The sequence below is a fragment of the Limnovirga soli genome, assembly GCF_013106755.1.
Lineage (GTDB): Bacteria > Bacteroidota > Bacteroidia > Chitinophagales > Chitinophagaceae > Limnovirga > Limnovirga soli.
Genome location: NZ_WHPF01000001.1, coordinates 246,401 through 273,107 on the forward strand (window position 1 = coordinate 246,401; position 26,707 = coordinate 273,107).

Consider the following 26,707-nt stretch of genomic DNA (forward strand, 5'->3'; position numbering starts at 1 on the left):
TATAAAGCCATAGCCGGGCTACATACAGGCATTGCCTTTGGTTGGTTGATGCAATAACTATTTAGCTATTTTCTTTAATTGCTCTCCAAGTGTATTTTTTGGCAAAGGCACATAACCGGCGCTGTTTACAAATTTTTGACCATCGGTTAATACCCATTTAAAGAAATCGAGAATTTCTTTTTTCTGTGTTTTGCCTTTGGTAATAAAGTATAACTGCCTGGCTGGTGGCGAAGGGTATTTACCATCGTTTACAGCTTTAAGAAAACTTCTTAGGTTACCATAAAAATTTTCATCAGCATCAATGGTTCCATTGCCATTTACATCGATAGGCACTACTTCAATACCCGGTAGTTTTTTACCACTTGCGGCATCGTATACAAACAGGGTGTTGTTATAACCAATACCATTTAAGTCTTTACGTACAGCATCTGCCACACCAGGATCGCCTGATACGCCAATACCTTTCATGTTCTCTTGCTTTTTACCAAAGAAACCAGCCCAGGCATCGGCTGCACCTGCTGCATCAGCCCTTGTATAAACATTAATTTTCTTTGTTGATTTGCTGGTAGTGCCTAGTAAATCGTCCCAGGTATCAATGGTTTTATCAGCAAAAATGCCTTTGAACTCATCCTTTTTAATACCCCGTATTTGTAATGATTTTAAATTGGGGTTTTTGGCATTCATTGTTGGCAGTACCGCATCTTTACAAAGTGCTAGCCACCAAACACCTTTTGCTTTTTCAGCATCGGTTAATTCACGGGAAAACATGCCGATATCTACGGCGCCTGTTAAACAATCTGTTAATCCTTTACCAGCACCACCCGCCTGAATATCGAAGCGGATATCGGGATGTGTTTTATTGTATTCCTCGGCCCAAACCTGTACCAACGGGTACAAGGCAAATGCGCCGGAAAAAGAAATAGATACAGTGGTTACACTATCATCGGGTGTACCATCGGGGTTGTGTTTAGGGCTTGCCGTGGTGCTGAGCAGTAGGGCAAACAGTGCTGTTGCCAGCAGGGATGTTCTTTTTTTCATGTTTGTTTACTTTTTAAGTTTTTTCATTTAATTCTATATACTTAATAGACTTTTAAGGCATAACCTGATCTAGTCGTCTTAGTAAATTGTTTATCAGCTAATTAGAAAGTGAATTTGCCCAATGTTGGTGTAAACTTGAGACTTAGATAGCTGAAATAAGGGAAAGCCTTGGTATCTCCGCCTTTTTTGATAATGGTAGCAGATTCGGTAAGAACCGCCCAGCAAAATCCACCTTCAATATCTATTACAGATGTTGGTTTGTAGTTGATGCGCCAGTCGTTTTCAAATCCAAGGTATTTTTTGATTTCTACCCCTTTGTTCAGGAACCGTGATTGTGAGTAGAAAAGGTGATTTTCGCAGCGAATTAATACTTTCTTCTTTTGGTAAGAGAAAAACAGATAAGGGTTTACCAAACCAGCTTTGTTTAAATCTGTAGGGAAGGTGGTAAAGAAATCCATATTACCCATAAATCTGTGCGCAACACCGTATAATGGTACAAAGTTTTTATCAACAGTTTCATGCTTGGAAGTATCCTGACCGCTAACATATTCCATACCTAACCTTACTGTAAGTTTTTGGTTGGTATATTTTATTTCTGGCTGAATATAGAAAGCTTTCATTTTTACTCCAGAAGAATCCTTACCATGTTGATAATAACCACTAAAAGTTACATACCAGTTATAGGTAGAATATTCTAAACGGCCGCCATTGGTAAAACGCATATAAGTGGTTTTATAATCATTGGGTTTAGAGCTTTGGTAACCATCGGCGGTGTTAATGGTTAGAAAATTTACTTTGTCGCTTATTTTCCAGTTTAAATAATCTACCAATAACACTTTATAGTTGGAGAAACCAGTTGGTTTATAGTTACTTGTAAATGTATTTTCACCATATTGGTTATATGCACCTAGAAATTCGTTGGTAAAGTTTATTTTGTTGTTATAGATAAGTCTAACCGCGTCATGAGAATTACCTGGGAGGCGCCAATCATTTTCAGCAAATAAACGCTGGTTGTCATACATAACACGCTGGCGGCCAATTCTAACAGACCATTTATCATTAAAATGGGGTTCGATATATGTTTCAAACATGTATAACGGGTAAGTAGTAGCTGGTGTTGGAGATGATACTGTTTGACCTTCACGGGGATCTTGCTGGCCCCACTGTCTGGTATCTTGTAAGGAGGCAAAGAAATCAAGCCTTTTACCTTTAAAGTCAAAATTGATACGGGTACGCTGATTGGTAAAAACAGCTGCTAAGGTATCCTGTGTAGGGATTGTTCTGTAACCATGCTTTAATTCAGTTCTGGTTCTTAAATCAAGGGAAATGGTTAGTGAGTTTTCCTTTTTGGTTGGGGTTGTGGCAATTTTCAAAGAATCAATCTTTGCATAAGCTATTCTTAATGAGTCACTTAAACTAAGTTTTGTTTTGGTTGAGTCTTGAGAAAATGCAGTAATAGAAACGAACAATGCAAAAGCAATAAGGGTTAGTTTTGATCTTCTGTGGTTTGCCATATGTTAAAATGTTTTAGCAAACATACATATCCCATCGGATTAATAGGAATTAAAATTTAATAAAATTTTAGAATTTCCTTTTTTTTTCAGGATTTGAGGGCATTTCAGAAGAAAAAATTATTTTTCCAGGGCCTTTTGCATAGCTTCAGAACGGTCCATAATAGCTTGCAATGTGGCATTTTTAAGCATATTTACTGTTTCATTGCGCACATCTGCAAAAACAGAACGAATACCGCAGGTGGCTTCATCCTTACATTCTTCGCACCTTTCGTAGTAGTTGTGGGTTACGCAGGGCAGTAATGCGATTGGTCCATCGAACAACCGCATTACTTCTGCTATATTGATCTCATCGGGAGTTTTGTGTAAATAATATCCACCGGTTTTGCCTTTTCGGCTACTTAAAATGCCGGCATTCTTCATATCAAGCAATATCGCTTCCAGGAACTTACGTGGTATATGTTCACTTTCAGCAATCCTGCTAATTTGTATGGGTTCATGTTCCTTGTGATGCCTGGCAAGGTAAACAAGGGCATTAATGGCGTATTTAGTCTTCTTAGAAATCATTAGAACGTATATATAATCAATGCAATTCCTATCCCCACAAAAGTACTTAAACTTCCGCTCATATTGCTTTTCGATCAACTATGTTAATAACTCAACACTAAATAGCCCCAGGCAGCCAAATTAAATGACTGGCCCTTAGTTACAGCCTCCGTTTTTCCGGTAAAAATATTAGTGGCATTGCCGCTAATATCAGCACTTGTTAATGTAAAAGTTTGTGGGGTAGCACTAAGGTTTAATAAAACAACCACTTTATCTTTTCCATTCTCCCGGCTATATGCATAAATGGCCCCATCATTACTGGTAGCAATTTTTGTAAATGCTGCATTGGCAGCCAGTGCTGTATTGGTTTTACGCAGGTTTAACAGCTTGGTATAAAAATCAGCACGGCCAAATTTGCTAAAACTAATTGTGTCTTTATAAAAGAAACTAATGCTATCCAGGTAAGGTTCTTCCTGGCCACTATAGATTAATGGAACCGACTTACCAATGGTTTGTGTTAACACTGCAAATGGAGCATGGCTATCACCTGGCATGGTGGCGTAATCAGCTTTATTCCAGCTGTTCTCGTCATGATTGCTGGTAAAATACATCAGCAATCTTGTTTTAGGGAAGGTGCTATCTACCCTGTTAAGTACACTATCCAATGCAAATGCAGGGCGCTCTCCTTTTGCAATACGTTTCATCATAGAAAATTCATCCCAGGTATAAGTGGCATCAAATCCATCCTCTTGCAAGGAGGCTTTATTGCCCTCGGCCAGCATAAAAATATTTTTCTCGGCACGTAAGGCAGGGATACATTTTTTCCAGAAAGCGTCCGGCACATCGCCGGCTACATCGCATCTGAAACCATCAATATCGCTTTCTTTAATCCAGAATTTTAAGGCATTTATCATGCTATCCTCTAACACAGGATTTGCATAATTTAGTTTGCGGGTATCAGACCAATCATAAGGCGATAAAGCTTTACCAGTTACTGAGTCCTGTACATAAAAATCAGGATGTTCTGTAAGCCAGTAATGATCTCCGCCGGTATGGTTGGGTACCCAATCGATAATTACTTTAAAACCCAAATCGTGGCATTTTTTCACCAACGCCTTCCAATCGTCCATAGTACCAAACTCGGGATTGATCGCCGTATAATTGCTAACAGCATAATAACTTCCCAGCTCCCCTTTTCTGTCAACTTTGCTAATTGGGGTAATTGGCATAAACCAAAGTGTTTGTACCCCCATATCTTTCAGTCGTTGCAGGTTGGCCGCAAAGGCGTTAAAAGTACCTTCGGGAGTGTATTGGCGTACATTCACTTCATAAATATTGCCTTGCATAATCCAGGATGGATGACCATCTGTTTTGGCGGCACTGTCGGTATTTGCTGCGGCACCATCAGCTGAGTTGCCGGTTGAGTTACAAGATACCATTGCGGCCATAACAAACAGGGCCAATAATAATTTTTTTAGCGGTAGCATATGCGTTAGATTTTATAGTTTGTAAAACTGAACAAATGTATTGATAAATTTAATGTGTACAACTTACACATCAAATTTATTTATTTGCCGCCCATTGTACAGAAAGTATAAGAGTGCGACGCAAGTAAAGCCGCATTATGGCACTATTGCCCGGCCCAATATTGTTGTTTTACTAACCTCATTACACAAAAACAAAGGCTTGCATTTATCTTTGCCGCAAATGAATAAAATGGAAAGTAAAACGGCTAGTGAAAGTTTTATCATTATGAACGAACTGGTACTGCCTAACGATACCAATACTTTTGGCAACCTTATGGGTGGCAGGCTAATGTATTGGATGGATATTGCCGCCGGAATTGCCAGTGGCAAACATTGCAATGCCCCTTGTATGACGGCCAGTGTAGACAATCTTAGCTTTAAAAACCCTATTAAACTGGGTAATATTGTACATATAGAAGCACAGGTTTCCCGCGCCTTTAATACCTCTATGGAAGTACACCTGAGGGTATGGGGCGAAGACTCTTTACACCAATACCGCTACGAAAGCAACGAAGCCTATTTTACTTTTGTAGCCTTGGACCCCAATGGCAAACCACGCAAAGTGCCTGCACTTATTCCAGAAACTGCCGAAGAACAGGCCTTATACGATGGCGCTTTACGCAGGCGCCAGTTACGCCTTATATTGGCAGGTAAAATGAACCCCGACGATGCCAGTGAATTAAGGGCATTGTTTTTTAAATCATAATACCAGCTATAGTTAGTATAGCAGCTTTACTTGCGTCGCAATCCTTTCATCACCATATCTTTTGGCGGCAAAAGGGTTTATAGATAAGTTGGTTAATAAAATAAAAGCTGCAGGAACAATTACAGTATATTGCAAGTATCAAAATAAAATAAAAACAACCACGTTAATCACCCGGAATAATACAATCATATATGAAACACTTGCCACTTAATCCTCAGATATTTATAGACAACCGTAAAAGGTTTATGGCCGCCATGAAACCCAACAGCATTGCCATTTTTAACAGCAATGATGAAGTGCCCAGCAATGGCGATGCGCTATATCGTTTTCAGCAAAACAGCGATTTATATTGGCTTTGCGGCATTGAGCAGGAAGATACTATGGTGATTTTATTTCCGGATTGTCCCGACCCTAAATACAAAGAAGTACTGGTTTTGGTAAGGCCTAATGAATTAAAAGAAAAATGGGATGGCAAAAGGCACCGTGCCCATGAAGCTACCGCCATTTGTGGTATTGGTACCATTGTATGGCTCGATAGCCTGGATGCATTATTGCAACCATGGATTCATTTAGCCAATATAATTTATTTAAACACCAACGAGAACGATCGTAAAGGCAGCCTGATAGAAACCCGTGATTATCGCTTTATAAAAGAAATACAAGCCCGCTATCCGCTGCATCAATTTGAACGCTCAGCCAAAATAATGCTGCAATTACGTGCAGTAAAATCCAGGCTGGAAACCGCTGTACTGCAAAAAGCCATTGATATAACTGAAAAAGCATTTCGCCGCCTGCTGGGTTTTATACAGCCAGGTGTTATGGAATATGAAATTGAGGCCGAAATTGTGCACGAATTTTTGCGTAACCGTGCACGTGGCGAAGCCTATGGCAGCATATTAGCCAGCGGAGACAGGGCACGCACCCTGCACTATGTTAGCAATAACGAGGAATGTAAGGATGGCGAACTGATTTTAATGGATTTTGGCGCCAACTATGGCGGTTATGCAGCAGATTTAACACGGACCGTACCCGTAAATGGCAAGTTTACCAAAAGACAAAAAGAAGTATACAATGCCTGCCTGCATTTACACAATTATGCAAAAAGTATTTTAAAGCCGGGCATTACCATTCTGGCCTATCACGATAAAGTAGGCGACGAAGCCACCAAAACATTCTTAAAGATTGGCCTTATTACAAAAGAAGATGTAAAGAATGAGGACAAAAATAACAGGGCATATCGTAAATATTTATACCATGGCATCTCGCATCATCTGGGCGTAGATGTACATGACCTGGGTACCAAAACCGAACCATTAAAAGCCGGTATGTTGTTAACCGTAGAACCAGGCATTTATATAGAAGAAGAACAAATGGGCATACGTATTGAAAACAATATTTGGCTAACCAAAACCGGCCATATTGATTTAATGAAAAACATACCAATTACTGCAGAAGAAATAGAAAAACTGATGAAGCGTTAAGCGCTGCAAACACAAACTAATTTTCACTAATCAACAAAGCTTAAGCGCATAGGGCATGAAACAAATTCCCAATATTTTTACTTTACTCAATCTGGTTTTTGGTACAATGGCAATTGTATTTATTATGCAAAATGGCCTTATCTTAACCGGTTCTGATAGTGGCGAATCGCTGATAATTCTGCCTGAAAAATTATATATGGCATCCATCTGTATTGCCTGTGCGGCTGTTATAGATTTTCTGGATGGCTTTGTAGCCCGCTTATTAAAAGCCTCCTCCGAAATGGGCAAACAACTGGATTCTTTAGCCGATGTGGTAAGTTTTGGTGTGGCACCCGGACTTATTATTTACCAGTTTTTACGCCTTAGCTATGCCCAGCAGGAAGATGGTTTAGACATTAGCACTCTATGGTTATTACCCGCATTTATTGTACCCTGCGCCGGTGCGTACCGCCTGGCCCGATTTAATATTGATACCACCCAAAGCCATGGTTTTAAGGGGGTACCCATACCAGCGGCAGGCCTGCTAATTGCCTCATTTCCTTTAATTTATTGGTTTAGCAACGATGCATGGGTAATACAACTTATGCAAAATCAGTGGTTCTGGATGGCCGTTATTGCTATTATAAGCTACCTGATGGTTTCTACCCTGCCCATGATGGCATTAAAATTTAAAGCGCCAACGGTAAAAAAATTAATGCCTTTTATCATTATAGCCGCAATTGCGCTGGTATCTGCATTTATTTTTCAATGGATGGCAGTACCCGTAACATTTATAGCCTATGTAATTTTATCTTTGCTCAATAAACAGCAACAATCATGACGTATAATGTACAAATCAAAGTAATGCCTTTAAAAGATTTATTAGACCCACAAGGCAAAGCGGTAATGGGCGGTTTAAAAAATTTAGGCATCAGTACCATCGAAGATGTAAGAATAGGTAAGCATATTACTTTACAAATTGAAGCCGATTCTGCAGATGCTGCCAAAGCCATTGCTGATGATGCCTGCAAAAAATTACTGGCTAATCCGGTAATGGAGTTCTACGAAATTGAAATGATCAATTAGCCATATTGATACAGAAAGCAATACCTGTTATTGCTTTCTGTATCTCCATTTATCGCTTCCCCAACCATGTTATACCTCGTACCCACACCACTGGGCAATTTAAAAGATATTACCCTGCGATCGCTGGAAATATTGCAACAGGCCGATGTAATTTTATGTGAAGATACCCGAACCTCCTCCCGCCTGCTGCAGCATTACAATATTCAAAAACCACTATCCCCATATCACCAGCACAACGAACATAAAATTGTACAGCATATTGCCGATCAGTTACTTGCCGGTAAAACCATGGCACTTATTACCGATGCCGGAACCCCGGGCATTAGCGACCCCGCTTTTTTGCTGGTAAGGGAATGTGTAAAACAAAATATAAAGGTAGAATGCCTGCCAGGCGCTACCGCTTTTGTGCCGGCGCTGGTAAACAGCGGATTGCCCATTAACCGCTTTGTATTTGAAGGATTTTTGCCGTTGAAAAAAGGTCGCCAAACCATGCTAAAAAAACTGGCTACCGAAGAGCGTACCATGGTTATTTACGAAAGCCCCGTACGGCTGGTAAAAACGTTAAAAGAATTTATTGAATATTTTGGCGCCGAACGCCCATGTAGTGTTAGCCGCGAACTAACCAAACTATTTGAAGAAACCTTTCGTGGCAGCCTGCAACAGGTACACGATCATTTTGCAGCCAAAACCGTAAAAGGCGAAATTGTAATTGTGTTGCAGGGTGTAGATGATTAAAATTCCCCCGTTAAAGATAATTAAGCAAAAAATGATGTGCCCGGCAACAGGCAGCTAATCGGCTGTACTTGCGTCGCACACTTGTGCTGTTGGATACTTTGTGCAACTGCTATAACATCCAAACACAAATCATGTATTGTATTTATAAGCTGCCATCCATTCTGTTGCACAAGTGTGCGACGCAAGTAAAGTTGCCCAAAAAACTACTGCCGGGCTATAACAAGTATTAACGCATACCCACTAAAAAAACAGCATTGCTTAACAACAATTTCCCGTTCTCCCAAAACATTCTGAAAATTATATCGTCGGCAAAAAATACAATATTGCCATTACCATATTCTGTAGCACCTATCACTAAACCATCTTGTATGGTTGGCTTTAATTTACTGCCAACAAAACCGCTCACATAACCTGCAGCAGGCAGTACACCTACATTCCAGCCACCTTTTAAATAGTCGTATAGTTTGCCATCCTGTTTAAGTGTATAGTAAAAATCGGGGTAACCAAATGCCAACGGATGCGTATTATCGAGCACCGCCTTAAAAATGGCACCGGGTATGGCATTGGGTAAATCATCTCTTTCCCTGTTGGCATATTTTTTTTGCATGGCATCAGCAGCAGTTAAACTACTGGTATCGTCATCAGATTTTTTTAATGTAATGCCCATATCCATACCGGCAAGTTGCTGCACACCACCTTCCAATGCAATAATTTTACCACCTCGCTGTAAAAAGCTTCTTAACTGGGTAGCTATGTTTTTATCGTCGAATGAGCCATAATAACCATCAGGCATTATGATCACATCATAGTTGGCAAGGGCATTGCCCAAATTATCTGCCATAATCTGCGTTATAGGATAATGCAGCGACTGATCAAAAAAGTTCCATATTTCACCGGCTGCATATGGAGATACCTCATTACCTGTAAGCAAAGCCACTTTAGGTGCTTTTACAAATTTAATATCGGGCGAACCAAAATCGGTACCCGCATCTACCATGCCGGTGGCAATGGCATCAGCCTGTATATTGTATTGGCTGCATGCCTGGTTGGTAATCTCTTTCCAATTGGGTACATTACTGGTTTTTAAAACAATAAGCGTTCCCCTGTCGTAATTTTTGCCATTATAGGTAAATGGCTTTTCGTTAAAACGCACTTTTACATGGTGCTGCAACAGGTAACTAAGTGCTTTTGCTGCATTTAAAGATTTATATGGCAGTAATAACCCATACTCGGTGCTAACTGCAGTAGCAGCAGCAAGCGGAACATAGGCTGCAATATCCAGCCTCTCTTTTACCCCATAGGCTTTTACGCCATATGCATAAGGTATGCTCCAGGCAGTAATATCATAAGTAGCAGAATCACTGATATAGGTTTTAGGTTCAAACAACACTTTCAGCAATTTACTTTTTGATTGGTAGGCGGTAATTGCCAGCTGAAAGCCTTCGCCGCTATAGGTTTCTTCCTTGCCCGTAAAATAATTATACCCTTTAAAACTGGTAGTATTTACGGTACCGAATTCAATACCGTTGCGCTGTAATAAATCTGCCACACCCTGTAATTTACCGGCATCTGCGGCGGTAAGTACATAGGTTTTATAATCCGATCCAACTGCATTTCTATTATTATCAAAGAATTTTTTATACTCGGTAATTAGCTTGTCAGCATTTTTTGAAGCCACTTCTAAGGTAGATATACCCGTAGTAAAATGGTGTTGTGCCCTGTCAACAAGGGTTAGGGTATCGCCATCACTTGTTCTAATACCCAGACCTGCCCTTATTCCACCCTGTTCAAAGGTCATTCCAATACCACCATTATAAATGGGGTAAGTATCGCCATAAGAAGGGTACAATAAATCGAACCTTTCTTTGGTAAAGAATAACCATCCGTTGGCATCAAAATAACGGGCATTGTTTTTACCAATCAATGTTTGAAAATCTCTTTGCCAGGGCGTTATTACATCGTGATAAGGTTCTGCGGCCGGGGCAAAATAATAAGGTTCATTATACCCCTGCTCATGATAATCTACATGCACTTGAGGCAACCAGGCGTTGTATAATTGCATGCGTTGCTGGGTTTCTACCTGTGTTTGCCAGGCCCAATCACGGTTAAGGTCAAAATTATAATGGTTACTTCTTCCCTGCGGCCATGGCTCCATATGTTCTCTTGCAGAAGGATCCGCATTATAGTTGGTGCCCACCGCATTATTAAACCAGTTTACATATCTGTCTCTTCCATCTGGATTAATACAAGGGTCAATAACCACTACGGTATTTTTTAGATAGGCGGCTGTTTGTGTATTATTCGGTTCAACCAATGCATACAACATCAACATAGATGCTTCGCTGGATGCCGGCTCGTTACCATGTACATTATAGCTAAACCAAACTATAGCGGGGGTGCCATCAGTTACCGGGGCCATTTTATCTTTTGCAAGTCCAGCCAGTCGCAAATTATTTAAGCGGATAGATTCCAGGTTTTTCAGGTGCTCGGGTGTAGCTATAAATGCCACCATAAGGGGGCGGCCTTCATTAGTGGCACCATACTGTTGTAACTTAATCATATCGGGCCGGGCGGCAGCCACTGCAGCAAAATAGTTAAGCACCTGATAGTGGCGCGTAAAATGGGTACCCACTTTATAACCCAGAAATTGTTCCGGAGAAGGCACTGTTTGTGCATGCGTAAAACTAAACGACCCAATCAGGCAAAGTACAACGAGTAATTTTTTCATAATCAATATTGTAAGCGGTGAAAATATTGAAAGAAAACCTCGTTGCCAAAAAAGCAATGGAATAAAACCCTAAAAAAGGATGAGTGCAAAAAAAGCAGCTTTTTATTGTAATTATGCTGCTTAGCAACACCATAATTACTACGCGAAAAGGTGATAGGCAAATAAACCCAGCACTAAAAAAACATGTACTATTAGCCAAACACGTTGGTATAATGGCCGGTTGTTCCAACGCACTTTCTGGTCAAATGGATCAAAAATAAGTGCTATTCCCAACTGGCTAACACCTGTCATAAAATCATCAGAAAAAATAATCCAGCATAAGCCGGCTACTACAAAAAAACCATATGCCCATTTGTAAAATGCGGCTGGCACCTGTTTAGCTGAGGAAGCGTTTTTAATGGGTTGTTCCTGTGTCATAATTTATTTTTTATACTATCTGTTGCAGCAGGGCTACAATTATTACAGAAAAAAGCAACTATTTTTTGTTACCGGCATTGGTTCATCTGGCATCACCGCTTGCCACGCCCGGTTCGGGGTTCCAGCTTTGTGGCGGCATTAATACAATAAAATGTATTGCACCATATACACTATTTATTTCTTCACCATCAACCAGCAATCAATGCGTTTAAATACTACTTGTAGAAAATAAACGCTAATTGGTAGCGGCATTTTTGGTATTGAACGCTTTTAGCATTTCTTAACTTTTAATGCCAGCTAGTTTTGTGTTACGAAAGAAAACAAAGCTGGTTACAGCAACCATTTTCTATCAAAAAAAACATTCAATAAACATTAAAAAAAAAGCAATCATGAAAATTAAATTATTCAGCATCACATTGGGTTTGGCCGCATTATTAATGGTAAATACCAGCTTTGCAGCCACTACAAAAACAAAAGACAATGGCTACACCGTACACACAATTGTAGAAGGCAGAGATGCTACTGTAGCCTATAACCACAAGGGCGAGTGGGTATATACCATTCAGCAGTTTAACATGGATAATCTGGACAAACAACTGATTGATAAAATAAAAACTGTGTTTGATAAATACACCATTAGCGGTATTCAAAAAATTGAGCAGCCGGGTTATAGCGATGTATATATTGCCTATCTGGAAAATGCCAGTTCGTATAAAACCATCAGCATTAGCAATGATGAAGTTTCCTTGCTACAGGATATTGAAAAAATATAATTACTCCATTATACATTTTTCTTGTTTGGTTTATTTGGTATAAGCCCGTTGCATTTTTGCAATGGGCTTTTTGTTGCCTTTTTATACAGGCAACAAAAAACTTTTTAGGTGCCCATATGTTAAAGCGCTATTCTAAAACTTGCTATTTATACATCTTATTTTACGTATGCACAACTGCTTAATTTTTTTATTTGCATTGCATTAAATGCGGCTATGATTTTGTTTTATTGATTGCCCATGAAATAGTTGCCATAAAAACCGAACGATAAACCGAGCGTGGCAAGTAAAGTTGCATAGAATTACGTAAGTTGGGCTCCAAATAATTTTAAAAACCATTGTTCATGAAAAAGTATATAGTTATTTTGATTGTTTTGGCTGTGGTGCAAGTTCAGGCACAAACCAAAAGACCGCTTACACCAAAGGATGTATATCGCTTACAGGATATTAATGCCCCACAGGTTTCGCCGGATGGCCAGTGGATTGCCTACGAATTAAGCACTGTAGATAGCGCCAAGGACAAACGCAATACCCATTTGTGGATGATTAGCTGGGATGGCACTCAACAGCTGCAATTAACCAATAGCGCAGGCAGCGAATCATCGCCTAAGTTTAGTCCGGACGGCCGTTTTATTTCTTTCTTATCCGACCGTAAAACAGGTGATGATGATAAAAACGACCAAAACCAGTTATGGCTTTTAGACAGGCGTGGCGGCGAGGGTAAAAAAATTACCAGCGTAAAAGGAGATATTAGTAATTATATCTGGAGCCCCGATGGTAAAAAAGTTTTATTGGTAATGCAAGACGAAGATTTTACCGATACCGCTTCATCAGAAGTGCGTACCCCATATGTAATAGACCGCTACCATTTTAAACAGGATTATGTGGGCTATCTTGACAGGCGGGCTACTCATTTGTATTTGCTGGATATAAACACCCAAACCATCGATACCCTAACCACCGGTAAATATGATGAAGTTGATCCCGATTTTAGTCCCGATGGCAAACGCATTGTATTTGCCAGTAACCGCACCGCAGAGCCGGATAAAAATGAGAATACAGATATTTATATAATGGATACAAAACCCGGTGCTGCAATGCAACAATTAACAACCTGGCCGGGTACAGACCATTCACCTATATTTAGCCCTGATGGTACAACCATTGCTTACCTGCAAGGCACCAGCAGCGAGGCTTTTAACATGTATGGCTTAAATATGGTTGCTACTATAAACGTTTCAGGTGGCAGCCCGGTATTATTATCAAAAAATACCGATAGAAATATACACAATATATGCTGGAGTAAAGATGGCAAAGCCATTGTTGGTTTAATGGATGATGACCGCAGTGTAAATATTGTTTCCTTTAAAACCGGTAGCGGCACCATGGAAAAATTATTTACCGGCGAACAGGCTTTTTACGATATACAGCTAAACCCCGCCAGCGGCGCCTATGCAACCTTATTCACCAATATAACCACCCCTATTGAAATTTACGCTTTAGAAAACGGCAATAACCGCCAAATAACCCATGTGCAGGATTCCTTTACAAGTCCACTGCAAATAGCTACTGCAAGCGGTTTTAAAAGCAAAAGTAAAGATGGTACTATTGTATCAGGTATATTATACAAACCGGTAAATGCAGTAGCCGGCGCCAAATTACCATTGGTATTATATATACATGGCGGCCCTGTGGCACAGGATAATTTTGAGTTCGACATTATTGCGCAAACTATGGCCAGTGCCGGTTATGCTGTTGCTCAAGTAAATTACAGGGGCAGTGATGGCCGTGGGCTGGATTATATTCGTGCCATTTATTCCGATTGGGGCAATAAAGAAGTAATGGATATTTTAGGGGCTGCCGATTACCTGGTTGCACAGGGCATTGCCGATGCCAACCGTATAGGTATGTGCGGATGGAGTTATGGTGGCATACTCACCGATTATACAATTGCCAGCGATACCCGCATTAAAGCCGCCTGCAGCGGTGCTGGCAGTGCATTACAACTAAGCATGTATGGGTACGACCAGTACATTACCCAATACGAAACCGAGCTGGGTGTGCCATGGAAAAATATGGACAAATGGATTAAACTCTCCTACCCCTTCTTTAAAGCCGATAAAATAAAAACGCCAACTCTTTTTATGGCAGCCGAAAAAGATTTTAATGTACCAACTATTGGTGCCGAGCAAATGTACCAGGCCTTACAATCAAACGGGGTGCCTACGCAATTGGTCATTTATCCTGGGCAACACCATGGTATTAGCACGCCAAGCTATCAGGTAGATAAATACACCCGTTATGTAAACTGGTTTAATACTTATCTTAAATAGATTAGTAATGTGGTAGCCGGCTGTAGAATAACTATTTGGCTTTACTTGTGTCACTCACTTGTACTGCCGGATTATATAAGGAGCTTTTTTAATACAATAGCTTAACTTATGCAAAATTGCAGAACAAAGTGATTTTATGCACAATGAGTTTATGCAGCTACAAAGCTATTTACCAAGGTAAAACCTGATTGTATACAATTAGTTTATTAAAGGAATAACAGCAGGTTATTCCTTTAATATTTAAATAATGGCATCGGTATTAAGCTCAAAAAAAAAGTAATAAAAGCATCAACTTAATGAAAAAAAAGGTATGGAAACTGGCACTTCCATTAAGCATTATTTTGATATTTAGTTTTACCAAATGGTGGTACACTTTACCAGAAGATGCACCCGATACTGTTTTTACTGGTTTTCCATTACCCTTTGTTTGTAATGGATGGCATACTTCTATGTCATTACAAATATTTGTAATGGAGTTTTTAATTGACTGGCTTGTTTACTTTGCTGCTACCTACCTGTTAATTTGGTTGATTATGCGGTATTTGCACATAAATAAAATACCCAAACTAATTATAATTCCGATGATTTTAATAGCTATGTTAATTGCTATATTTAGTATTTGGGTAGCAGCATTTACAGAAAACCTGTTTTATGTAAAGCGCAATTTTAAGATGGAAGTAATAGCAACCGGTTATATGTTTATATGGCAACAAAATCCTGAACATGATTATTATAAATTCCATCCTGAAAGAAAAGTAGAAAAAACTCCAAACTGATACTAATTAACTAACCTGCTTGTAACGCCCATAATGAATGTAAAACTGCTGCATAAAGTATCTGCCAGCACAAGAGTGCGACGCAAGTAAAGCCAGGTTAAGTATTACTATTTGGCCAATAATAATGGAATAAAAACAATAAAAAAAGGCAACCATTTAACTGATTGCCTTTTATAAAAAAGTAGTACTTGTTAGTATCCAATTGGCTTTAAGGGCACATGACCTGCAAAGCTTTCATCTTTACTTTCAAGTAAGGAATAGCCCATTAAAAACTCATCGGTTTTACGGGCACATTCACGGCCTTCGCTAATGGCCCAAACCACCAGCGATTGGCCACGGCGCATATCGCCGCAAGTAAATACTTTTGAAATATTGGTTTGAAATGCTTTTTCACCAGCTTTTACATTACCACGCTCATCCAGTTCAACACCAAGTTCTTCAATCATGCCTTCGTGTTGCGGGTGTACAAAACCCATGGCCAGTAATGCAAGTTCGCAAGGTATTTCCCTTTCGCTGCCTTCTCTTTCTATAAAGCTGGCAGGGCGGCCATCTTCGGTTATTTTCCACTCAAGGTCTACAATACGTAAGGCCTTAAGTTTACCATTTTCGTCGCCAATAAAACTTTTAGTAGCAACCGCCCATTGGCGTTCACAACCTTCTTCGTGGGAGGAAGATGTTTTTAACGTCATAGGATATGTTGGCCATGGCATATGTTGTGTGCGGCCTGCCGGTGGCTGGGGCAATAACTCGAATTGTGTGATGGAAGCTGCACCATGACGATTTGAAGTACCTACACAGTCGCTGCCGGTATCGCCACCGCCAATAACCACTACATGTTTACCTTTTGCGCTTAATTCTTCGAAATGAATATTGCTTTCAATATTTGGGTTTGCCAATGGATCTTTACCTGCAACGCGTTTGTTTTGTTGTTTTAAAAACTGCATGGCATAGTAAACACCACTAAGTTCACGTCCGGAAATGGCTAAATCTCTTGGAGAGGTAGAACCACCGGATAGTACAATGGCATGGTATTCCCTCATCAGATCGTTAAGGCTAACATTTACGCCCACATTGGCATTGTATTTAAATACTACACCTTCCTCTTCCATTAAAGCTACCCGCCTGTCTATTACCCATTTTTCCATTTTAAAATCGGGTATGCCATAACGTAGTAAACCGCCGGCGGCATCGTCTCTTTCAAATACGGTAACGGTATGCCCTGCATAGTTAAGCTGGGCGGCGGCGGCTAAACCTGCCGGACCAGAACCTACAACAGCCACTTTTTTGCCTGTGCGAATATTGGGCTTACGGGCTTTTACAAAACCTTTATCAAAAGCTATTTCAATAATATGTTTTTCAATTTCTTCGATAGCGATTGCCGGCTGGTTGATACCCAGTACACAAGCACTTTCGCATGGTGCGGGGCAGATGCGGCCGGTAAACTCAGGGAAATTATTGGTGGAAGTAAGAATATCGTATGCTTCTTTCCAGTTTTTATCGTACACGGCATCATTAAACTCGGGAATTACATTGCCTAAGGGACAACCATTATGGCAGAAGGGAATTCCGCAGTTCATACAACGGCTGGCCTGCTGATTTAATTTTTCATCGGGGAAACGCTGTACAAATTCTTTATAATCCTGTAAACGCTCCTGCACGGGCCTTTTAGAAGGCAGTTCTCTTGTAAACTCTAAAAATCCTGTTGGTTTACCCATGATGTATTATAAGTTTTACGTTATAAGTTATTTGTTTAAAACAGGGCATTTGTTTGTGCTTTGCTCATTATTGTGCTGAACGTACAAGTGAGTGACACAAGCGGCGATGCCCATAGTACTATTTGCTGACACCCACAGCCGCCTTTTTTTGCTGCAATACTTTTTTGTAATCTTTAGGAAACACTTTTACAAAGTTTTTGAGCTGATTTTCAAAATCGGCCAATACAAACTGCGCAACGGTGCTGCCTGTTAGACTGGCATGTTTAGCAACCATGTCATTTAAAATAGATGCATCTTCGGCATCCAGTGGATCAAGGTCTATCATTTCGGGATTGCACATGCTGGCAAATGTGCCTTGTGTATCGTATACATAGGCTATACCACCACTCATACCTGCAGCAAAGTTGCGGCCTGTGGCACCCAGAATAACAACTGTACCACCGGTCATGTATTCGCAACCATGATCGCCTACACCTTCTACCACAACGCTGGCACCTGAATTACGCACGCAGAACCGTTCACCGGCTTTACCGCGGATATAGGCTTCACCATCTGTTGCGCCATAAAACGCCACGTTACCTATAAGTATGTTTTCTTCGGGTGTAAAAGTGGCCTGCTTAAACGGATATACAATCAATTTGGCGCCGCTTAAACCCTTGCCGAAATAATCGTTGGCATCGCCTTCCAGCTCGAGTGTTACGCCTTTTGTATTGAATGCTCCAAAGCTTTGACCTGCGGTACCACTAAATTTAAAATGAATGGTTTCATCGGGTAAGCCTTCTGCCTTATATTTTTTGGATATTTCGTTGCTTAAAATAGTGCCCGCTGTTCTATCGGTATTCTTGATATCAAAAGAGGCAGTTACTTTTTGCAATGAGTCGATAGCAGGTTGTGCGGCGGCGAGTAATTTCCAGTCGAGTAATTCACTCATGCCATGATCCTGAATTTCTGTATTGTACAAGCCAACATACTCAGAAGCCGGCTCTTTGTACAGGATGGGAGACAAATCCAGTTTGCTATATTTCCAATGATCTATATTATCTCTTTTTTCAAGGCAATCTACCTGGCCAATCATTTCGTTGATGGTTCTAAAACCAAGCTCGGCCATAATTTCTCTCAATTCCTGTGTAATGAATTTAAAGAAATTGATGATATGGTCTGGATCGCCAGTAAAGCGTTTGCGCAGTTCGGGATCCTGGGTAGCAACACCAACAGGACAGGTATTCATATGACATTTACGCATCATGATACAACCTTCTACCACCAGTGCAGCCGTTGCTACACCCCATTCTTCTGCACCTAATAATGCTGCAATAGCCACATCGCGGCCGGTTTTTAACTGGCCATCTGTTTGTACCACTACGCGGCTGCGTAATTTGTTTTTAACCAGTGTTTGGTGTGTTTCTGCCAAACCAAGTTCCCAAGGTAAACCAGCATGTTTAATGGAGCTGATTGGGGAAGCTCCGGTACCACCATCGTGACCAGAAACCAATATAACATCGGCTTTAGCCTTGGCAACACCTGCCGCAATTGTACCTACACCGGCTTTTGACACCAGTTTTACATTTATACGGGCTGCACGGTTGGCATTCTTTAAATCGAATATTAGCTGGGCCAAATCCTCAATGGAATAAATATCGTGATGCGGAGGTGGAGAAATTAAACCTACGCCCGGAGTAGAATGTCTGGTTCTGCCAATCCAGTCGTCTACCTTATAGCCTGGCAGTTGACCACCTTCGCCTGGTTTTGCACCCTGGGCCATTTTTATTTGGAGCTCATCTGCTTCGGATAAATAGTAACTGGTTACCCCAAAACGGGCAGAAGCCACCTGCTTAATGGAGGAACGCATACTATCGCCATTTGCCAATGGGGTATAGCGTATTTCATCCTCCCCACCTTCACCGGTATTGCTTTTGCCACCCAGACGGTTCATGGCAATGGCCAATGTAGTGTGTGCTTCCCAGGAAATAGAGCCAAAGCTCATAGCACCGGTAGCAAATCTTTTATATATATTTTCAGCCGGTTCTACTTCATCAATAGAAACTGGCTCCCTGTTACGTTTGAACTTAAATAAACTACGCAGCGTACATGCTTTTTCGCTTTGTTCGTTCACCACTTTAGAATACTTCTTAAAAGTAAGATAGTCGTTCATTTTTGTGGCATGCTGCAGCAGATGAATCGTTTGCGGATTAAATAAATGGAATTCACCTTTGCGTTTCCACTGATATAAACCACCTACCGGCAAACGTTCAATTGGAATTTCTTTACGGCTAAATGCAAAATAATGTTTGATCAATGTTTCACGGGCAATTTCATCCAGTCCCATACCTTCAATACGTGAGGTAGCCCCTGTAAAATATTTATCAACCACTTCTCTGTTAAGGCCAATAATTTCCATTATTTGGGCACCCTGATAAGACTGCAAGGTAGAAATACCCATTTTAGAGAACACTTTCAACAGCCCATCGCACACCGCTTTTACATAATTCTTTTTAAGCTGCTCTACATCCAGATCTGTATCCAGTTTACCTCTTATTTTCATGTCGCGGATAGTAGACAAAGACATATAAGGATTGATAGCAGTTGCACCAAATGCCAATAAACAGGCAAAATGATGTACTTCCCAAACATCACCTGCTTCTACAACTATTCCCACCTGGCCACGCAAGCCTTTTCTAATAAGATGGTGATGCACTGCAGATAAAGCAAGTAAAGAAGGCATAGCGGCATGGTCGCTGTCAACGGCCCGGTCGCAAAGAATAATTACTTCAAAACCATCGTTGGCAGCATCTTCTGCATAGCGGCATAAACGATCCAAACCCTTTTTTAATGAACCCGGTTTACCATCTGCACGGAAATAGGTTTGCAAGGTTTTGGCCTGGAAAATACCCGTATCGATACTTCTGATTTTCTCCAGTTCATGGTTATTAATAATTGGATGTTTTAATGCAACTGTATGGCAAGCCAATGGATCTTCTTCCAATAAATTGCCATTGTTGCCTACAAAAGCAGCCAGAGACATTACCATGCGCTCCCTTATCGGATCGATGGGAGGATTGGTTACCTGTGCAAAAAGCTGTTTAAAGTAAGCACTCAGGTGCTGTGGCTGATCACTCAAAATGGCAAGTGGCACATCGGTACCCATAGAACCAATAGGCTCTTTACCATCAACTGCCATTGGCGCAATAATGGTTTCCAGATCTTCGGTGGTATAACCAAAAGCTTTGTGGTATTTAAAAATCTGCTCTGATTCCAGGTGCGTAAACATTACCCTTGGTTCGGGTAATTCTTCCAGTCTTATTTTATATTTATTTAGCCATTCGCTGTATGGCTTTTGAGAGCAGATAGTTTGTTTTAATTCTTCATCGCTGATGATACGGCCCTGCTCCATATCTACTACAAACATTTTACCCGGTTGTAAACGCCCCTTCTCAATAATCATCGATGGATCAACAGGTAATACACCGGTTTCTGAAGCCATAATAACCCTGTCATCGCTTGTTACACAATAGCGGGAAGGACGTAAACCGTTTCTATCTAAAGTAGCACCAATAATTTTACCATCAGTAAAAGAGATAGAAGCTGGCCCATCCCATGGTTCCATCATAGCTGCATGATATTCGTAGAATGCTTTTTTAACAGGATCCATATGTTCGTTACCATCCCAGGCTTCTGGTATCAGCATCATCATTACATGGGGTAACGACCTGCCGGTTAAAGCCAGCAGTTCAATCATATTATCCAAACAAGCCGAATCACTTTGACCTGCTGTTACAATTGGTAACACCATATCCATTTCTTCCTTACTAAAGAAAGGAGAACTAAAACCTTGTTCACCAGCTTTAAGCCAGTTAAGGTTACCCTGTAAAGTATTGATCTCACCATTATGGGCTATAAAACGGAATGGCTGCGCCAGTTTCCACGAAGGGAATGTATTGGTAGCAAAGCGGGAATGCACCAATCCAAAAGCGGATACCACCCTTTTATTGCTCAAATCAGGGAAATAATCTCTTACCTGTGTACTGGTTAACTGGCCTTTGTATATAACTACCTTATAAGAAAGAGAAGCCAGGTAAAAACCAATAGCATCCTTCTTTACAGAATTATTGATGGTATGTGTTGCGTAATTACGCAATACAAATAATTTCTTTTCAAAATCAAGGGGATTATTGATATGATCCGGGCATATAATAAATACCTGTTCCATTTCAGGCTCTACTGAAAGAGCAGTAGGACCAATATTGGATGGATTTACAGGTACTTTTCTATAAGCCAGCACTTCTAAACCCAATTTCTCGGCACATCGGTTAAATATTTCCCGGCATTCTTCGCGAAGCCTTATTTCGCGGGGGAAAAACACCATACCAACACCATATTTGCCAAATGCAGGAAGATGCACACCTAATTTAATACATTCGTCGAAGAAAAATTCGTGTGGTGTTTGAATCATGATCCCGGCACCATCGCCGGTATTATTCTCACATCCGCAGGCACCACGATGTTCCATATTTTCAAGAACAGTGAGTGCATCAGAAATAATCTTGTGGCTTTTATTTGCTTTTATATTGGCTACAAAACCAATTCCACAGGCATCATGCTCGAAGGAGGGATCATACAACCCTACCGTACTGTTTTGTTCATTCATACACAGTTCGCTTAATTATTATAAAAGTATTGGCAGGCAATCGGCTAAAATTACGAAAGAAACAGCAAATTTTATTGATGCTTTTCAAATAATAGCTCAAAAGCTTGAAGAAAACGCATAAATATGGCTATTTTCTGCATTTTTGCATCCGAACGATTGTTAGGTTTATCGTTTTTTTTAATATTTCTGCCATTTTTCGTACCTGCTAAAACTACTAAAAAAACGGCATTTTCGGGCCGTAAAAACCTCGTACCAATCCTGACCAACCGATGCCTTTTGGGTTTACGGTACAAATTTTCCCTATTTGTTGCCCATAGATTTGTACGTACAAGAGTGCGACGCAAGCGGTGCCTGTTAGCGTACCTTTTGCCGGGTATATAAAAAAACAGCCTGTAACCTAAAGATTACAGGCTGCGCATTATTTACTGCCTAATTATTTTGCCGGTGCTGGTATAGCTGCTCCGCCAGATTTTGAATCGCGTTTTTTGGCACGGCGGTCTGCCAGTTTTTTACCATCTTTTTTTATATCCTTATTTCTATTGTGTCTGTCTTTTCGCAAAGCCAGCCGGTCTTTACCAATTTGCTTTTTCGGGGTGGCGGCGGTTGACTTGTCGGATTTTAATGCAGCCTTATCGCCTTTTACGTTTTTCTGATCTTTCTTTACATCTTTCACCTTGTTTTTTGCCACACTATTTTTTGAAGTTGCGTTGGGGGTTTGTGCATGCACAGTGGCAGCACCCATTACTGTTACACAAGCCAATAAAAAAAGCATCTTTTTCATAATTAAAATTTTAAGTTGTTGTAATTTTTTTGTTTACGAAATAACAGACGACAACTATTTTGTGAGGTTTACAAAGGCTGAACACTTTTTAAACGCTTTAACAATTAAAAAAACACAATTCCATTTTAGATGGTGAAAAAAGTTGTTGAGCCCGGCGACAAAGCCATATGCAGCTTTACTTGCGTCGCACACTTCAGGGTTCAAAACTTTTATCAGCAAATACAATATTAACAACCGTACCAAACAATTGGCACCAGAATAAATAATTATAACTCATGTATTATAATATTTTTGTGGCTTAATCATTTTCACATTGGCTTATCCATTACCACCGGCATTGCTGCAATCTTTAGAGCAGGTAACCGGTTTTAACAAAACCACATTTGAAGCTGTGCATGCCAGTACTGCACAGGTAACTTCTATCAGGTTAAATACCAATAAGCCCATTACCTCAACACAATCAGTTTTACCAAACACAGAAATGGTACCATGGTGTACCAATGGCAGGTATCTTTCTGAAAGACCCTTTTTTACATTCGATCCTTTGTTGCATGGCGGCGCCTATTATGTGCAGGAAGCCAGCAGCATGTTTTTATGGCATATATTAGAAACCACTATTGGAGAGAAAACCAATGGGTTAAAAGTGCTTGATCTTTGTGCTGCACCTGGTGGTAAAAGCACTTTACTTGCTTCCTATTTTAATGATGGTTTGGTAGTTGCCAATGAAGTGATAAAAAGTCGGGCAGCTATTTTAACTGAAAATGTTACCAAATGGGGTTCGGGTAATGTAGTAGTTACCAATAACGATCCCCTGCACTTTGCCAGGATAACCGAATATTTTGATGTGTTGGTAATAGACGCACCCTGCAGTGGCAGTGGATTGTTTAGAAAAGATAATAATGCTATTACGGAATGGAGTGAGGTAAATGTAGCCCACTGTAGTGCCAGGCAACAAAGAATATTTACTGATATATATAGCTCCGTTAAAAGAGGAGGGATTATTATATATTCTACCTGCTCCTATTCACAGCAGGAAGATGAAGATATTTTGGATTGGATAATGCAAAACCATGCGGTGAGCAGCTGCCAAATTCCCATTCAGGCAGCATGGGGTATTATTGAAACAAAGTCAAACAATTCCGGCGCTTTTGGATACCGCTTTTATCCCGATAAAATTAAAGGGGAAGGCTTTTTTATAGCATGCTTTGTAAAAGAAGACGGCGATATACAGCCAGATGCAGATTATGGTTTACCAGCCATTTCAAAAACAGAAAATGCCCTTGCTGCTCCCTGGGTGCATGCCCATGAAGCGCTATTTCTGTTTAAACAAAAAGAAGAAATTATTGCCATTGCCGCTAAATGGAATAATGCTATTGCTTATTTACAAAAGCATTTATACATAAAAAAAGCGGGTGTAACCATTGGAACTATCAAGGGTAAAGACCTGGTGCCAGCCCACGACCTTGCACTTAGCAATTGGTTAGCTCCATCCATACCTATAGTTCAATTAGATATTACAGCTGCTTTGCAATTTCTAAGAAAGAAAGAAATACCCCTGCCCGATGGTATAAAGGGATGGGCGGTAATAGATTATCTTGGTGTAAAACTGGGATGGGTAAAAGTTTTACACAACAGGGTAAATAATTATTATCCTACCGAGTGGAGAATTTTAAAAGAGTAATTTTACCCGCAGCAATGAATTAAAATGATGAAAAGAATTTTTTTATTAATAGGATTTTTAATGGTATTTCAGGTGTTGTGTTTTGCACAGGAAATAAAATATAGCACCCACAAAATTGCAAAAGGCGAAACCTTATCAATGATAGCCGCCAAATATAAATCTACCGTTGGTGATATCATGCGGCTTAACGGTATGAATGCACAAAGCCAGCTGAAAATAGGCGTAAAAATTAAAATACCTGCAGAAGGAACCATTGTACCGCCAGCAGTTGCTGCAAAATCTCCAGCTGAAACGCCTAAAAAGACTATTGTTAGTACACATATTGTGCAACAAGGCGAAACCTTATACGCTTTAAGCAAAAAATATGGCGTAAGCATAGACCAGATTAAAGAGTGGAATAATATGCCTGATTTACATATTGAAATTGGGCAAACACTGGCAGTTAGTGCGGATGGTATTGCTGCTGCCAATGCCGCAAAAACCATAGTAACGGATACAAAACAAATCACAGTACCTGTTTCAAAACCAGCCCTTCAAAAAACTATTACAGAAGAACAAACAACAACCGAAATAAAAGAACAACCCATTGTTCCGGTACCTGAAAATAAAAGTGCCATAACCTATACCCTGCCTGCAGGCATTAAAAAAGATGGCAGCGATAGTTATTTTGCAAATGAGTACCATACGCAATACGGTGCTATACAAAAGGCAGATGGTGATGCAATGACATTTAAAACCGCCAGTGGATGGGAAGACAAAAAATATTATATTCTTTTAAATGATGCCCCTGCAGGCAGTATTGTAAAAATTACCGCTGATAATGGCAACGTGGTTTTTGCTAAAGTATTATGGACATTGGATGAAATGAAACTGAATACCGGGCTGCGTTTTCGCATAAACGAAGCTGCTGCTGCCGTTTTAAAAATCAGCACTAACCGCTTCCCTCTCCATGTGGAATATCATCAATAAATTTTAATTTTTATGAAACGTATTTTAGCCATTACCATTTATATATGCAGTTTATCCTGCTCTGCTCCTGCCCAGCAAAAAGATGTAAATACCACCACATTTCAGGAGCATTTGGCCACACCCGGTGTACAAATTTTAGATGTACGCACCGCCGGAGAATACCAGAATGGCCATATCAAAAATGCATTGCAGGCAGATTGGCTGCAACAGGAACAATTTAAAGACAGGATACAATATATGGATAAATCAAAGCCTGTTATGGTGTATTGTGCCAGTGGTGGAAGAAGCGGTAAAGCGGCTACATGGCTTGCACAAAATGGTTTTACCATCGTAGAAAACCTGCAGGGTGGATTTACCCAATGGAAACTGGATAACAAACCTGTTGAAGGTGGTGATAATACCCCGCAACTAACTATTGATGCCTATAACTCACTTACTATTTCTTCAGATGTAGTACTAATTGATTTTGGCGCCACCTGGTGCCCACCTTGTAAAAAAATGGAACCCGTTCTTGCTGATGTGGAGCAAAGCATGGCTGGTAAAATAACACTTTCTAAAGTAGATGGCGGTATTAATACCAATATTATGCAACAACTTAATGTAGCAGCATTACCCACTTTTATTATTTATAAAAAAGGTAGAGAAGTTTGGCGCAAGCAGGGTATTGTTAGTAAAGAAGAGCTGGTTAGCCAATTAAGTAAATAGTATTCTACACACTATATTTCAGGTAAATAACCAGTTCAATTATTTGTTCTCTTACATCAGAAAGGTAACTTATGCGTACAATAATTTTTTCTCTTGTTCTATTTGCAGGATTTTGTTGCATAGCCTGTAACAATGAAAAAGTATATCCAAAAGCAGAAGACGCTTTGGATGCAGGCAGGGAATTTATTGATGGCTGTTTAAAGGGTGATTTTGCCAAAGCAGCCTATTATATGATACCGGATGAACGCAATAAAAATTTGCTGGATACCCAACAAATTAATTATGAAAAAGAGCCCAAATCAGTAAAAGAGGAATATAATGCCGCCAGTATTATTATAAACGAAGATGCTGTTTTAAATGATAGCACCCATATTATTAATTACCAAAACTCTTACGATAAAACGGGCCGGAAAGTAAAAGTTATATTACGAAATAATAGCTGGCTGGTAGATTTTAAATACACTTTTGACGGCAACCTCTAAGCAGTTTCCATTATTAAGTTATGCTGTAGATTTTCTACTACATACTTAAATCGGCATTTTTCGGGTATATTTGCACTTTAATTAGTTCATTTAACCA

General features: G+C 40.1%; 21 protein-coding genes. 12 read left to right on the top strand and 9 right to left on the bottom strand.

Features of this window, described 5'->3' with window-relative positions:
- Positions 1–57: 57 nt before the first annotated feature.
- The 4 genes from GD597_RS00905 to GD597_RS00920 all read right to left on the bottom strand — a co-directional run bounded on the left by GD597_RS00905 (position 58) and on the right by GD597_RS00920 (position 4,582).
- On the bottom strand, positions 58–1,038 hold the full coding sequence (locus GD597_RS00905; protein ID WP_171605912.1) for a PstS family phosphate ABC transporter substrate-binding protein: 981 nt from the start codon (positions 1,036–1,038) through the stop codon (positions 58–60).
- 101 nt (positions 1,039–1,139) lie between these two features.
- Positions 1,140–2,552, bottom strand: a complete 1,413-nt coding sequence (locus GD597_RS00910) for an alginate export family protein (RefSeq protein WP_171605913.1) — start codon at positions 2,550–2,552, stop codon at positions 1,140–1,142.
- 117 nt (positions 2,553–2,669) lie between these two features.
- On the bottom strand, positions 2,670–3,116 hold the full coding sequence (locus GD597_RS00915; protein WP_171605914.1) for an RrF2 family transcriptional regulator: 447 nt from the start codon (positions 3,114–3,116) through the stop codon (positions 2,670–2,672).
- A gap of 83 nt (positions 3,117–3,199) precedes the next feature.
- Complete coding sequence (locus GD597_RS00920; RefSeq protein WP_171605915.1) at positions 3,200–4,582, bottom strand: alpha-amylase family glycosyl hydrolase; 1,383 nt, start codon at positions 4,580–4,582, stop codon at positions 3,200–3,202.
- Between the two features lie 229 nt (positions 4,583–4,811).
- Between GD597_RS00920 and GD597_RS00925 the strand changes: the two genes are divergently transcribed.
- The 5 genes from GD597_RS00925 (at position 4,812) to rsmI (ending at position 8,608) form a co-directional block, all read left to right on the top strand.
- A complete protein-coding gene (locus GD597_RS00925) occupies positions 4,812–5,327 on the top strand; it encodes an acyl-CoA thioesterase (RefSeq protein ID WP_171605916.1) in 516 nt (171 codons plus the stop codon).
- Between the two features lie 191 nt (positions 5,328–5,518).
- Positions 5,519–6,808, top strand: a complete 1,290-nt coding sequence (locus GD597_RS00930) for an aminopeptidase P family protein (protein ID WP_171605917.1) — start codon at positions 5,519–5,521, stop codon at positions 6,806–6,808.
- A gap of 55 nt (positions 6,809–6,863) precedes the next feature.
- Positions 6,864–7,628 carry a CDP-diacylglycerol--serine O-phosphatidyltransferase gene (pssA, locus tag GD597_RS00935; protein ID WP_171605918.1) on the top strand — a complete coding sequence of 255 codons (765 nt, stop codon included), beginning with the start codon at positions 6,864–6,866 and terminating at the stop codon, positions 7,626–7,628.
- Positions 7,625–7,873, top strand: coding sequence for a phosphoribosylformylglycinamidine synthase subunit PurS (gene purS / locus GD597_RS00940; RefSeq protein ID WP_171605919.1), 249 nt, complete (start codon positions 7,625–7,627; stop codon positions 7,871–7,873). The genes pssA and purS overlap by 4 nt, the downstream gene beginning before the upstream one ends.
- A gap of 66 nt (positions 7,874–7,939) precedes the next feature.
- The gene (gene rsmI, locus GD597_RS00945) at positions 7,940–8,608 is read left to right on the top strand and encodes a 16S rRNA (cytidine(1402)-2'-O)-methyltransferase (protein ID WP_171605920.1); all 669 of its coding nucleotides are present in this window, start codon (positions 7,940–7,942) and stop codon (positions 8,606–8,608) included.
- Positions 8,609–8,834: 226 nt separating this feature from the next.
- Here the strand turns inward: rsmI and GD597_RS00950 are convergent, their stop codons facing one another.
- On the bottom strand, positions 8,835–11,336 hold the full coding sequence (locus GD597_RS00950; RefSeq protein ID WP_171605921.1) for a M14 family metallopeptidase: 2,502 nt from the start codon (positions 11,334–11,336) through the stop codon (positions 8,835–8,837).
- 138 nt (positions 11,337–11,474) lie between these two features.
- Positions 11,475–11,753 carry a hypothetical protein gene (locus tag GD597_RS00955; protein ID WP_171605736.1) on the bottom strand — a complete coding sequence of 93 codons (279 nt, stop codon included), beginning with the start codon at positions 11,751–11,753 and terminating at the stop codon, positions 11,475–11,477.
- Positions 11,754–12,142: 389 nt separating this feature from the next.
- Between GD597_RS00955 and GD597_RS00960 the strand changes: the two genes are divergently transcribed.
- From GD597_RS00960 to GD597_RS00970, 3 genes are all read left to right on the top strand, one after another.
- Positions 12,143–12,526, top strand: a complete 384-nt coding sequence (locus GD597_RS00960; RefSeq protein WP_171605922.1) for a hypothetical protein — start codon at positions 12,143–12,145, stop codon at positions 12,524–12,526.
- A gap of 341 nt (positions 12,527–12,867) precedes the next feature.
- Positions 12,868–14,856 carry a S9 family peptidase gene (locus GD597_RS00965; protein ID WP_171605923.1) on the top strand — a complete coding sequence of 663 codons (1,989 nt, stop codon included), beginning with the start codon at positions 12,868–12,870 and terminating at the stop codon, positions 14,854–14,856.
- A 296-nt stretch (positions 14,857–15,152) separates the two neighbouring features.
- On the top strand, positions 15,153–15,632 hold the full coding sequence (locus GD597_RS00970; protein WP_171605924.1) for a hypothetical protein: 480 nt from the start codon (positions 15,153–15,155) through the stop codon (positions 15,630–15,632).
- A 191-nt stretch (positions 15,633–15,823) separates the two neighbouring features.
- Here the strand turns inward: GD597_RS00970 and GD597_RS00975 are convergent, their stop codons facing one another.
- From GD597_RS00975 to GD597_RS00985, 3 genes are all read right to left on the bottom strand, one after another.
- A complete protein-coding gene (locus GD597_RS00975; protein WP_171605925.1) occupies positions 15,824–17,347 on the bottom strand; it encodes a glutamate synthase subunit beta in 1,524 nt (507 codons plus the stop codon).
- A gap of 118 nt (positions 17,348–17,465) precedes the next feature.
- Positions 17,466–21,992, bottom strand: coding sequence for a glutamate synthase large subunit (gene gltB / locus GD597_RS00980; protein ID WP_171605926.1), 4,527 nt, complete (start codon positions 21,990–21,992; stop codon positions 17,466–17,468).
- A gap of 433 nt (positions 21,993–22,425) precedes the next feature.
- Entirely contained in the window at positions 22,426–22,773 is a 348-nt protein-coding gene (locus GD597_RS00985) for a hypothetical protein (RefSeq protein WP_171605927.1), read from the bottom strand.
- Between the two features lie 313 nt (positions 22,774–23,086).
- On the opposite strand from GD597_RS00985, the gene GD597_RS00990 reads away from it, so the two are divergent.
- The 4 genes from GD597_RS00990 (at position 23,087) to GD597_RS01005 (ending at position 26,610) form a co-directional block, all read left to right on the top strand.
- On the top strand, positions 23,087–24,454 hold the full coding sequence (locus tag GD597_RS00990) for a methyltransferase RsmF C-terminal domain-like protein (RefSeq protein ID WP_171605928.1): 1,368 nt from the start codon (positions 23,087–23,089) through the stop codon (positions 24,452–24,454).
- A 24-nt stretch (positions 24,455–24,478) separates the two neighbouring features.
- Positions 24,479–25,423, top strand: a complete 945-nt coding sequence (locus GD597_RS00995) for a LysM peptidoglycan-binding domain-containing protein (RefSeq protein ID WP_171605929.1) — start codon at positions 24,479–24,481, stop codon at positions 25,421–25,423.
- A gap of 12 nt (positions 25,424–25,435) precedes the next feature.
- Positions 25,436–26,128, top strand: coding sequence for a thioredoxin domain-containing protein (locus tag GD597_RS01000; protein ID WP_171605930.1), 693 nt, complete (start codon positions 25,436–25,438; stop codon positions 26,126–26,128).
- Positions 26,129–26,199: 71 nt separating this feature from the next.
- Positions 26,200–26,610 carry a hypothetical protein gene (locus GD597_RS01005; protein WP_171605931.1) on the top strand — a complete coding sequence of 137 codons (411 nt, stop codon included), beginning with the start codon at positions 26,200–26,202 and terminating at the stop codon, positions 26,608–26,610.
- The last annotated feature ends 97 nt before the right edge of the window (positions 26,611–26,707 follow it).